Origin of the sequence: Allofournierella sp., assembly GCF_048388525.1 — a bacterium.
In the GTDB taxonomy this organism is placed as follows: Bacteria; Bacillota; Clostridia; order Oscillospirales; family Ruminococcaceae; genus BQOK01.
On sequence record NZ_DBGCTQ010000064.1, the window covers coordinates 22,478 to 32,791 of the forward strand.

11 protein-coding genes are annotated in these 10,314 nt (G+C 61.9%); 7 read left to right on the plus strand and 4 right to left on the minus strand.

The features are described 5' to 3' along the window. Positions 1–109 precede the first annotated feature (109 nt). The 7 genes from ACMLHZ_RS08285 to ACMLHZ_RS08315 all read left to right on the plus strand — a co-directional run bounded on the left by ACMLHZ_RS08285 (position 110) and on the right by ACMLHZ_RS08315 (position 6,690). Positions 110–1,729: a peptide ABC transporter substrate-binding protein gene (locus ACMLHZ_RS08285; protein WP_418667282.1), complete on the plus strand. Its 1,620-nt coding sequence runs from the start codon at positions 110–112 to the stop codon at positions 1,727–1,729. 120 nt (positions 1,730–1,849) lie between these two features. Then, on the plus strand, positions 1,850–2,710 hold the full coding sequence (locus ACMLHZ_RS08290) for a DMT family transporter (RefSeq protein WP_418667283.1): 861 nt from the start codon (positions 1,850–1,852) through the stop codon (positions 2,708–2,710). A 15-nt stretch (positions 2,711–2,725) separates the two neighbouring features. Next, on the plus strand, positions 2,726–3,292 hold the full coding sequence (locus ACMLHZ_RS08295; RefSeq protein WP_418667284.1) for a manganese efflux pump MntP family protein: 567 nt from the start codon (positions 2,726–2,728) through the stop codon (positions 3,290–3,292). 97 nt (positions 3,293–3,389) lie between these two features. After that, positions 3,390–4,058 (plus strand): Crp/Fnr family transcriptional regulator, encoded by a 669-nt coding sequence (locus ACMLHZ_RS08300; RefSeq protein WP_418667285.1) that lies wholly within the window; start codon positions 3,390–3,392, stop codon positions 4,056–4,058. Between the two features lie 145 nt (positions 4,059–4,203). Next, entirely contained in the window at positions 4,204–4,512 is a 309-nt protein-coding gene (trxA, locus tag ACMLHZ_RS08305) for a thioredoxin (RefSeq protein WP_418667286.1), read from the plus strand. A gap of 127 nt (positions 4,513–4,639) precedes the next feature. Then, complete coding sequence (locus ACMLHZ_RS08310; protein WP_418667287.1) at positions 4,640–6,328, plus strand: FAD-dependent oxidoreductase; 1,689 nt, start codon at positions 4,640–4,642, stop codon at positions 6,326–6,328. Between the two features lie 17 nt (positions 6,329–6,345). Continuing rightward, positions 6,346–6,690, plus strand: a complete 345-nt coding sequence (locus ACMLHZ_RS08315) for a DsrE family protein (protein ID WP_418667288.1) — start codon at positions 6,346–6,348, stop codon at positions 6,688–6,690. A gap of 139 nt (positions 6,691–6,829) precedes the next feature. Here ACMLHZ_RS08315 and ACMLHZ_RS08320 read toward each other — a convergent pair whose 3' ends face one another. The 4 genes from ACMLHZ_RS08320 to ACMLHZ_RS08335 all read right to left on the minus strand — a co-directional run. Then, on the minus strand, positions 6,830–7,993 hold the full coding sequence (locus ACMLHZ_RS08320; protein WP_418667289.1) for an AI-2E family transporter: 1,164 nt from the start codon (positions 7,991–7,993) through the stop codon (positions 6,830–6,832). Between the two features lie 119 nt (positions 7,994–8,112). Continuing rightward, positions 8,113–9,099 (minus strand): glycoside hydrolase family 25 protein, encoded by a 987-nt coding sequence (locus ACMLHZ_RS08325; RefSeq protein ID WP_418667290.1) that lies wholly within the window; start codon positions 9,097–9,099, stop codon positions 8,113–8,115. Positions 9,100–9,166: 67 nt separating this feature from the next. After that, a complete protein-coding gene (ymfI, locus tag ACMLHZ_RS08330) occupies positions 9,167–9,889 on the minus strand; it encodes an elongation factor P 5-aminopentanone reductase (protein WP_418667291.1) in 723 nt (240 codons plus the stop codon). After that, on the minus strand, positions 9,886–10,314 hold a 429-nt coding region (locus tag ACMLHZ_RS08335; protein ID WP_418667292.1), incomplete at its 5' end, for a nucleoside deaminase. The genes ymfI and ACMLHZ_RS08335, both read right to left, overlap by 4 nt.

The following is a 10,314-nucleotide window of genomic DNA, read 5'->3' on the forward strand; positions in this document are numbered from 1 at the left end:
TACAGTTTTGATTTTTAACTTTGCATTTGTAAAGCATAGCAGTATAATGAGTGCTGTCGTGTCTGTACGTCACAGGCGCACAAACGCAATGTAAAAAGGAGAAACGCACATGAAAAAGTTTTTTGCTCTGGCGCTGGTCTGCGTCATGGCTCTGGCCGCCCTGCTCACCGGCTGTGGCGGCGCGCCTGCCGCTGCCGGCAAGCAGCTGGCGGTGCAGATCGGCCCCAACCCCGAGACCGTTGATCCCGCGCTGAACAGCACCATCGACGGCGCCACCATGCTGCTGCACGCCTTCGAGACCCTGCTCACCATCGACGAAAACAACGAGATCCAGCCCGGCCAGGCCGAGAGCTGGGAGGTCAGCGAGGACGGCATGACCTGGACCTTCCATCTGCGCCAGGGCCTTAAATGGAGCGACGGCACCGACCTCACCGCCGGCGACTTTGTTTATTCCTGGAAGCGGGTGGCCGACCCGGGCACCGCCGCCCCCTATTCCGACACCGCCCTGGGCATGGTAAAAGGCTTCGACGAGGCCATCAAGGGCAACCCGGACGCGCTGGGCGTTTCCGCCCCGGACGCCTCCACCTTTGTGGTGGAGCTGGGCCAGCCCTGCACCTATTTTGAAAAGATCGCCGCTTTTGTAACCTTGAGCCCCGTGCAGCAGGCCTCTGTGGAGGCCAACGGCGAGGCCTGGAGCGTGGAGCCTGCCACTTATATCTCCAACGGTCCCTTCCGCATGAAGGAATGGACTCCCAGCTCCCACATCACGTTTGAAAAGAACCCGTACTACTGGAACGCCGCCGCGGTAAAGCTGGACAACCTCAAGTTTGTGCTGATGGAGGACTCCACCGCCGCCTACACCGCTTACCAGACCGGCGAAGTGCTCTTCATCAAGGATGTTCCCACCGAGGAGATTCCCAGCTTGACCAAGGCCGAAAACGGCGGTGATTTCTACGTAAAACCCATCATGGGCACCTATTACCTGAACATCAATCTGGAGCACGAGCAGTTCCAGGATGCCCGGGTGCGCAAGGCCCTCAGCCTGGCCATCGACCGCGATCACGTGGCCGAGGTGCTGATGCAGGGCACCTACACCGCCGCCGCCAACCTGATCGGCCCCGGCATCACCGATGCCGACGGCTCCACCCTGTTCATGGACAAAGCGAACGGCGGCCAGCCCTATATGGGCACCTCCGCCGATCCGGAACAGGCCAAAGCCCTGCTGGCCGAGGCCGGCTACCCGGGCGGCGCGGGCTTCCCCGCCATCCAGTACGTCATCAACGACTCCGGCTATCATAAGGTAGTGGCCGAATACCTGCAGCAGGCCTGGGGCGAGCTGGGCCTCACCGTAAATGTGGAAGTGGTCGAGTGGTCCAGCTTCACCCCGCAGCGCCGCGCCGGCGATTACGACATTGCCCGCAACGGCTGGAGCTTCGACTACAACGACCCCTCCAGCATGCTGGAACTGTTCGCCACCGGCAACGGCAACAACGACGGCAAATATTCCAACCCCGAATACGACGCCGCGCTGGAAACCGCCCGCACCACCCATGACGTGGAAGAGCGTTTCGCCGCCCTGCACACCGCCGAGGATATCATTATGAACGAAATGGGCATGCTGCCCATCGCCTATTACAATGATTTCTGGCTTCAGAGCAGCAAGATCACCGGCAGCTGGCACAGCCCCTACGGCTATTACTACTTCATGTTTGCCGATGTGACCGAATAACCTGCCCGCCCCCGCGCTTTGCGCGGGGGCTTTTTTGTTTTTTCGTGCCATTTTCAGAAGAATATGTTATAATAACAAGGTTTTATGCCGGCTGTTCCTTGGAAGGAGGCGTTTTTACTTTTGAACTCCAAATACAAAGGGATCTTTTACATCATCACAGCCGCCTTTTTCTTTGCGCTCATGGGCATGTTCGTGCGGCTCGCCGGGGATCTTCCCTCGGTGCAAAAAAGCTTTTTCCGCAACCTGGTCGCGGTGGCCGCTGCCGCCGTGGTGCTGGCGCGCAGCCGCCCTGCACTGCATCTGGACCGCGGCGATTGGGGGTATCTGTTTTTGCGGGCCGCTTTCGGCACCGTGGGCGTGCTGTGCAATTTTTACGCCATCGACCATCTCCTTTTGGCCGACGCCACCATGCTGAACAAGCTCTCCCCTTTCTTCGCCATTTTGCTGGGGGTGGTGGTGCTGGGCGAGCGCCTGCGGCCGTTCCAGGTGGGTGCGGTGCTGGCGGCCTTTGCGGGGGCGCTGCTGGTTATCAAGCCCAGCGGGTCGAACCTCTCGCTCCTGCCAGCTGCGGTGGGCCTGCTGGGCGGTTTCGGGGCGGGGGTGGCTTACACCATGGTGCGTGTGCTCGGCAAGCGCGGCGTGCCGGGGCCGTTTATCGTTTTCACCTTTTCCGCCTTCTCCTGCCTTGCCACCCTGCCCTTCATGCTGCTCTCCTTCTCCCCCATGACGGCGGCCCAGTGGGGCGCGCTGCTGCTGGCGGGCGCCTCGGCGGCCGCAGCTCAGTTTGCCGTTACGGCGGCCTATCGCTGCGCGCCTGCCCGGGAGATATCGGTATTCGATTATTCCCAGATCGTATTTTCGGCCCTGTGGGGCTTTTTGGTCTTCGGCCAGGTGCCGGACGCCCTCAGCTGGCTGGGCTACGCCGTGATCTGCGGCACGGCGGTGGCCAATTTCCTGCACACTGTAAAAAAAGCTGCTTAAAGGAGCGATCCCATCATGAGTTTTGTCGAACTGTTTGTGCTGGCGGTGGGCCTTTCCATGGATGCGCTGGCCGTGTCGATCTGCAAGGGCCTGAGCCAGCCTGCCCTCAAGGCGCGCCATCTGATCGTCACCGGCCTTTATTTTGGCGTTTTCCAGGCGCTGATGCCCCTGCTGGGCTGGCTTCTGGGCGCCCAATTTGAGCGCTTTATCTCCGGTTTTGACCACTGGGTCGTGTTTATCCTGCTGGGGCTCATCGGCCTTGGAATGATCCGGGAATCGCGCGAGAAATCCTGTCCGGCCTCCAGCAGCTCCTTTGGCCCCAAAGCCATGTTTCCGCTGGCGGTGGCCACCAGCATCGACGCTTTGGCCGCGGGCGTGTCCCTGGCGCTTTTGTCGGTGGATATCCTGTGGGCGATCCTGCTGATCGGCCTCACCACCTTTTTTCTCTCGGCGCTGGGGGTGTGGGTCGGCCACCGGTTCGGCGCCCGCTACAAATCCCGTGCGGAACTGGCGGGGGGCATTGTGCTGATCCTTATGGGCACAAAGATCCTGCTGCAGCACCTGGGCGTGCTGCCCTTTTAAGGCTTTTCCGGCGGGCCGCGGCGGCCCGCCTTTTTCTTGCGCTTTTCGCCGGTTTATGGCATAATAATACCAGATTTTTTAAAGGGGGCGCCGCGCCATGGAATTTTACGAATGCCTGCCCTTTTGGGCCGCGCTGGACCAAACGCAAAAGCAGGAGCTTTTGCAGTGCACCAGCCTGCACCACGCCGCAAAAGGTCAGGTGGTGCACAACGGCACCTCCGATTGCATCGGCCTGCTGATTCTTGCAAGCGGCCAGCTGCGGGGCTATTCCCTCTCGGAAGACGGGCGCGAGGTGACCCTTTACCGCCTGTTCCCGCGGGATGTTTGCGTGCTTTCGGCCTACTGCATGCTCAACAGCCTCCAGTTCGACATTGCCGTGCAGGCCGAAAAAGACTGCATCTTCTGGCGTATCCCCGCGCCGGTTTACAAGCGGCTGATGCATCAGTCGGCCCCGGTTTCGAACTTTACGCTGGAGCTCATCGCAAGCCGCTTTTCCGATGTGATGTGGCTGCTGGACCAGATCCTTTATAAGCATCTGGACAGCCGCCTTGCCGGCTTTCTGCTCACCGAGTGCGAACTGAACGACACCCGTGTCATTCACCTGACCCACGAGGAGATCGCACACCACCTGGGCAGCGCCCGCGAGGTGGTGACCCGCATGCTCAAGTATCTTGCCACAGAGGGCATGGTGGAACTGGGGCGCGGCTGCATCACCGTGACCGACCCCGCCCGGTTGGAGGAAATCGGCGGTGCAAGCCTGCGATAGCACCCCCGTCCGCCCGGCTCTGCCGGGCTTTTTCCTTTTCAGGTGACTTTATCACAGCGCGGCGGCCCATGCTGGAGTATAGTAAGCACAGAAAACAAACGCGGGGCAAAAAAAGCCCCTGCCAAAGCAGAAAGGGGTTTTCAGAATGAGTGTTCTGACCATTGACAGCAATAATTTCGAGGCCGAAGTGCTGAACAGCGAACTGCCTGTACTGGTGGATTTTTGGGCCACCTGGTGCGGCCCCTGCCGCATGATGAGCCCGGTGGTGGACGAGATCGCCCAGGAAAAGGCCGGCCAGCTCAAGGTGGGCAAGATCAATGTGGACGATCAGCCCGGTCTCGCATCCCAGTTCGGGGTGATGAGCATCCCCACCTTGATCCTGTTCAAAAACGGCAAGGCCGTGCAGCAGAGCGTGGGCCTGAAGCCCAAGGGCGATATTTTGGCTATGCTGTGAGTATTGTAAAAATGTCTGATCTTCCCGGCGTGGGCGCCCGGCGGAACTTTTCCGCCCGCCGCGCCGGGCTTTTTTCTTGGCCCTGCCGTAAAGGCGGGGCGCATGATTCACAAGGAGGCTGTACATCATGAAAGTGGTCATCATCGGCGGCGTTGCCGGCGGCGCCTCCGCCGCGGCAAGGCTGCGCCGGCTGGACGAAAGCGCCGAGATTGTAATGCTGGAGCGCAGCGGCTATGTTTCCTATGCAAACTGCGGACTTCCCTATTATGTGGGCGGAACGATCACGGAAAAGCGCGCCCTGACCCTGCAAACGCCCGAGAGCTTCTGGGGTCGCTTTCGCATCGACGCGCGTGTGCGCCACGAGGCGGTGTCCATTGATCCCAAAGCCCGCACGGTCACCGTCCGCCGCCTGGCCGACGGTTCCCAGTATTCCGAAGCCTACGACGAATTGATCCTGGCGCCGGGCGCAAAGCCCATCTGCCCGCCCCTGCCGGGGGTCGGCGGTTCCCGGGTGTTCACTCTGCGCAATGTGGAAAACGCCCTTGCCCTGCGCGGCTTCATCGAACAAAACGCCCCAAAGCGCGCGGTGGTGGTGGGCGGCGGCTACATTGGGCTGGAAATTGCCGAAAACCTGATGCAGGCCGGCCTTTCGGTCACCGTGGTGGAGCTGGCGCCCCAGGTCCTGGCCCCCCTGGACGGTGACATGGCGGCCATCGTGCAGGGGTACCTGCGCGGGCAGGGCGTGCAGCTGCGCCTCGGCGCCGGCGTGACCGCCTTCCAGGAGGGGCCAGGGGGCCTGACCGCCTCCCTCTCCACCGGCGAAACCCTCAGCGCCGACCTTGCGGTAATGGCCGTGGGGGTCGTGCCGGATACCGGCCTTGCAAAGGCCGCCGGGCTCGAGCTGGGGGCAAAGGGTTCCATTGTGGTGGACGCCGAAATGCGCACCAGCGCGCCCCACATCTTTGCTGTGGGCGACGCGGTGCAGGTAAAGCACCTGGTCACCGGGCAGGCAGCGCTCATCAGCCTGGCCGGGCCCGCAAACCGGCAGGGCCGCATCGCGGCCGACAATATCTGCGGCATCCCCAGCCGCTACGATTCCAGCCAAGGCTCCAGCGTCATCAAACTATTCGGCCTCACGGTGGCGGCCACCGGTATCAACGAACGGCAGGCCGCGGCGGCGGGCCTCTCCGCCGCGCCGGTGGTCACCCTTTCCGCCAACCATGCCACCTATTACCCCGGCTCCAGCAACATCACGGTCAAAACCTTGTTCGATCCTCACACCGGGCGGCTGCTGGGCGCGCAGCTCATCGGCTTCGAGGGGGTGGAAAAGCGCTGCGACGTTCTGGCCACCGCGCTGCGGGCGGGCATGACCTGCCACGATCTGGCCGAACTGGAGCTGTGCTACGCGCCGCCCTATTCCTCTGCCAAAGATCCGGTAAACATGGCGGGCTTTATCATGCAGAATGTGCTGGCCGGGCGCGTGCAGCAGTTCCACTGGCAGCAGCTGCCCGCTGTTTTGATGGATTCCAGCGCTGGCGTGCTGGACGTGCGCGACGAGTCCGAGTGGGCCGCCGGCCACCTCGGGGGGGCAGTGCACATCCCCCTCAACGAGCTGCGCGAGCGGATGGCCGGCCTCGACAAGGGCAAGACCTGGTATGTGCACTGCCACAGCGGTCTTCGCAGCTATATCGCCTGCCGCATTTTAAGCCAGAACGGCTTCGACTGCTGCAACCTCTCCGGCGGGTACGGCTTTTACGAGGCCGTGCAGAACGGGCTCGACCCCACGCCCCGGCAGGATTGCGGCGTAAAAATATAAGGGGAGGGACGAACGCCATGAAGGTTATTTTTCACATCGACGACCCCGAGCGCTGGCCTCTTGCGCTGGGCAACGCCGAAAATCTGCTGGCCTATTGCCAGAGCCGGGGCGGCCTGGGCTGCACGGTGGAGCTTTTGGCAAACGGCCCCGCCGTGACGGGCTATCTGCCCACCGTGGCCGCTTTGCCCCGCATGCGGCAGCTGGCCGCTTTTTCTGAGGTAAGCTTTACCGCCTGTGCCAACGCGCTGCGGGGCCAGGGCATCGACCCGGGGATCCTGCCCTCCTTCGTGGCTGTGGTGCCCGCCGGGGTGGCCGAGCTTGCCACCCGGCAGGCCGAAGGGTATGCCTACATCAAGCCCTGAAGCATCACCCGCACAGCGCCCCGCGGCGCCGGTTAAACTTAAAAAGCGGTTTCACCGCCTTGCTTTTCCCCCGCGCTAAAGCAAGCCAAGGGGCCCCCGGTGCGTTTTTCTTCGCACCGGGGGCCCTTTTATTTTACCCTTATACTTTCTTTTTCAGCTGGGGCGGCTCACCCGTATACTTCTGCTTTTCCACGCCCTTTTCCCGCAGTTTGTCGCGGGTCGCGGTGCGCAGCAGGCTGTAAAGCACCGAGGCCAGCGGGATCATCACCAGCATACCCGCCACGCCCATGGTGCTGCCGCCCACTGTAACGGCCACCAGCACCCAGATGCTGGGCAGCCCCACCGAGTTGCCCACCACCTTGGGGTACACCAAATTCCCCTCGATCTGCTGGATGCACAAAAACAGCACCACGAACCAGAACGCCTGGATGGGGTTCTGCACCAAAATTAAAAACGCCCCCACAAAGCAGCCGATAAACGCGCCGAAGATCGGGATCAGCGCGGTCAACGCGATCAGCACGCTCACCAGGGTCACGTAGGGCATGCGGCAAACCAGCATGCCCACCGCGAACATGCAGCCCAGAATGCAGGCTTCCAGGCACTGGCCGGACAAAAAGCTGGAAAACGTTTTGTTTGTAAGGCCCGCCACCTCCAGCATCCGATCCGCCCGCTGTGTGGGCACCCAGGCATACAGCAGCATCCTGATCTGGCGGCCCAGCTTTTCCTTCTGCATGAGCACATAAATGGCGAACACCATGCTGATAAAAAAGTTCATCATGCCGGCCAAAATGCCCGTGGCCGCGTTCGCCGCGTTTCCCACCAGGGCCATGCCGCCGTTTTTGCCCCATTCCACCACGGTCTCCAAAAGCTTCTGCCAGTCCATTTGGGCGGCGTCCGCCAGCCACTCCTGCAGCACCGGGTATTTTTCCAGCAGGCTGGCCAGCAGCTTCTGCGCCTCGGCCCAAAAGCCGGGCAGCAGCTTGCCAATGTTGTTTGCCGTTGCGCTCACCTGGGGAATGAGCAGCAGCAGCACAAACGCCAGCACTCCGGCCACCGCCAGCAGCGTGAGGCACAGCGCCGCAGCCCGCCGGGTGCGCTTTAGCTTTTTGGGCAGCTTTTTTTCAATCGCACGCATGGGCACGCCCAGAATGAACGCAATGGCGCCGCCCAGCACAAAGGGCCACACCAGCGCAAAGGCCGTTCCCACAAAATCCCCCACTGCCTTCAGGTTTTGCAGGGCCCAGTACAGCACCACACATCCCACGGCAATGCCCGCAACCGTGCGCACCGCTTTTTTATCCATTGGGCGATCCTCCCCCATCTTTACACTTCTGCGCGGCGGAAAACCGCCTGCTTTCTATCAGTATTGTATCCTGCCGCAGCGCCTCATGCAAGTAACGTTTTTGTGAACATGCACAGTGTTCAGCCGCCCTGGCCTGCTTCCAGCTCCTCCAATGCCCATTCCAGCGCCTGGCGCGCCGTGGAGATCTTTGCCTGGGCCGCCGCCAGCTCCAGGCGGACCTCTTCGCAATCCTCCGGCTTCGGTGCATCCTGCAGCTCGGTCACACCCTGGCGCAGGGTGGCCCAAAATTCGCTGTCGCCATAAGTAAACGTGACCCAGGTATAGCCAAGGTACTCCCCGTCGCTCATCGCGGTGACCGGGTAGCTCCCCATCGGCAGGTAGCCCGCCAGATCGTTCAGATCCGGTGAGTAGTAATACAAAGCCTGCGCGCTTTTTACCGCAAGCTCTTTGCCGGCCACCGGCACAAGATTCGGCCCCTTGCCGTAGCCGTTTTTGCCCGTTTTGATCAGCAGCGGCAAAAAGTTTTTATAGCTGTAATCCAGGTCCACATTGCCGCCGATGCCGTTTACCCGCCCGGTAGAGGAATACTGCCACAGGTCATAACTGCCCTGGAACCCCACATATCCGCGGTAATCCGCCACCCAAAACGGGTAGGCCGCCAGCGCGCCCGTGTCCAGGTTTGTGTTTGCAAAGCTTGTGTAGGTGTAAAACCCGGGCAGCCAGCCCTTTTGATCCAGAATGTCCATGGCAAACTTCACCAAGCGGGTAAGCTCGGCCCGGGGCAGCGTTTTCAGGGAATTGTCCTCCACATCCACAAATACCGGATACTCCAGCCGCAGGCCTTCCAGCACCGCCAGAAAGGCCGACACCTCGTTGATCACCGCTTCCTCGGTGCGGGCATAGGTGTAGTAGTAAGCCCCCACCTTCATGCCGGCCGCCTTCGCGCCGGCTATATTGCGCTGGAAATAGGGATCGATATATACCCCGCCGCTGCTGCTGGAACCAATACGCACCAGTGCGAACTGCTTGCCGGCGGCAGCCACGGCCTGCCAGTTCACCTCTCCCTGGTAACGGGAAACATCAATGCCCGTCTCATAAATCGCCATACAAAATCCCCCTCTCCCTGCCATGCTATGCGCAGGGGAAGGAGGATGTTCCGTTTTTTCGGGCGCGCTATACCACCAGGCCGCCATTTACGCCCAGCACCTGGCCGGTAATATATCCGGCCCGCTCGCCCGCCAAAAAGAGCAGGGCTTCGGCCACCTGCCGCGGGGTGCCCAGGGCTCCCACCGGGGTTTCGTCCGCCAGGGCCGAACGATCCGCCTCAGAAAATCCGGCCATCATGTCCGTGTCGATCACACCCGGGGCAACGCAGTTCACGGTCACGCCGCTGGGGCCTTCCTCCTTCGCCAGGGCTTTTGTAAGGCCGATAAGCCCCGCCTTAGCCGCCGAATACGCTGCCTCACAGCTGCCGCCCACCTGCCCCCACATCGAGCTCACAGTCACAATGCGCCCCCACCGCTGCCGGATCATGTGCGGCAGCGCGCACTGGCAGCAGTGGAACGCCCCGGTCAGGTGAACATCCAGCATGCGGCGCCACTCGCTCTCTGTCAGGTCGGTAAACAGCTTTTGCTGCGCCACTCCCGCATTGCAGATCAGAACGTCCACCCCGCCGAACGCAGCCTCCGCACGGCGGAACATTGCCTCCACCTCTGTGCGGCATGCCACATCCGCACGCACGGGCAGCACGCGCCCCGCAAATTCTGCTGTAAGGGCTTTGGCGGCCTCCTCGCTGGTGTTATAATTCAGCACCACCCGGTACCCCGCATTCGCAAACAGCCGCACCGCTTCGGCCCCAATCCCCCGGCTGCCGCCGGTAATGAGCACGGTTCTCATTGCTTTTCCTCCCGCTTTTGCCGCAGCGCGGCAAAAAATTGCCGCAGCTGCGCCCTGGCCTCCTCCGCCAAAAGCCCCCCCTCCACCGCAGGGCGGTGGTTGAACGGCAGTGCAAACAGGTCGGTCACCGAGCCGCAGCAGCCCGCCTTGGGGTCCGGTGCGCCATACACCACCCGTTTTACGCGGCTGTTGATGATGGCCCCGCTGCACATGGGGCAGGGCTCCAGCGTCACAAAAAGCTCGCACTGCCAAAGCCGCCAGCCGCCCAGGGCTTTACAGGCCGCGTCGATGGCCAGCAGCTCCGCATGGTGGGTGGCGTTCTTTTGGGTTTCGCGGGTATTGTGCGCCATGGCCACCGGCACCCCGTCCTTTGCCACCACAGCGCCCACGGGCACCTCGCCCAGCGCCGCGGCCTTTTCCGCCTC

What these genes read in the sequence shown, in the direction of transcription:
- ACMLHZ_RS08285 (WP_418667282.1), top strand. Translation starts at nt 110, where the DNA reads ATGAAAAAGTTTTTTGCTCTGGCGCTGGTCTGCGTCATGGCTCTGGCC.
- ACMLHZ_RS08295 (WP_418667284.1), top strand. Translation starts at nt 2,726, where the DNA reads ATGAGTTTTGTCGAACTGTTTGTGCTGGCGGTGGGCCTTTCCATGGAT.
- ACMLHZ_RS08300 (WP_418667285.1), top strand. Translation starts at nt 3,390, where the DNA reads ATGGAATTTTACGAATGCCTGCCCTTTTGGGCCGCGCTGGACCAAACG.
- trxA (WP_418667286.1), top strand. Translation starts at nt 4,204, where the DNA reads ATGAGTGTTCTGACCATTGACAGCAATAATTTCGAGGCCGAAGTGCTG.
- ACMLHZ_RS08310 (WP_418667287.1), top strand. Translation starts at nt 4,640, where the DNA reads ATGAAAGTGGTCATCATCGGCGGCGTTGCCGGCGGCGCCTCCGCCGCG.
- ACMLHZ_RS08315 (WP_418667288.1), top strand. Translation starts at nt 6,346, where the DNA reads ATGAAGGTTATTTTTCACATCGACGACCCCGAGCGCTGGCCTCTTGCG.
- ACMLHZ_RS08320 (WP_418667289.1), bottom strand. Translation starts at nt 7,993, where the DNA reads ATGGATAAAAAAGCGGTGCGCACGGTTGCGGGCATTGCCGTGGGATGT.
- ACMLHZ_RS08325 (WP_418667290.1), bottom strand. Translation starts at nt 9,099, where the DNA reads ATGGCGATTTATGAGACGGGCATTGATGTTTCCCGTTACCAGGGAGAG.
- ymfI (WP_418667291.1), bottom strand. Translation starts at nt 9,889, where the DNA reads ATGAGAACCGTGCTCATTACCGGCGGCAGCCGGGGGATTGGGGCCGAA.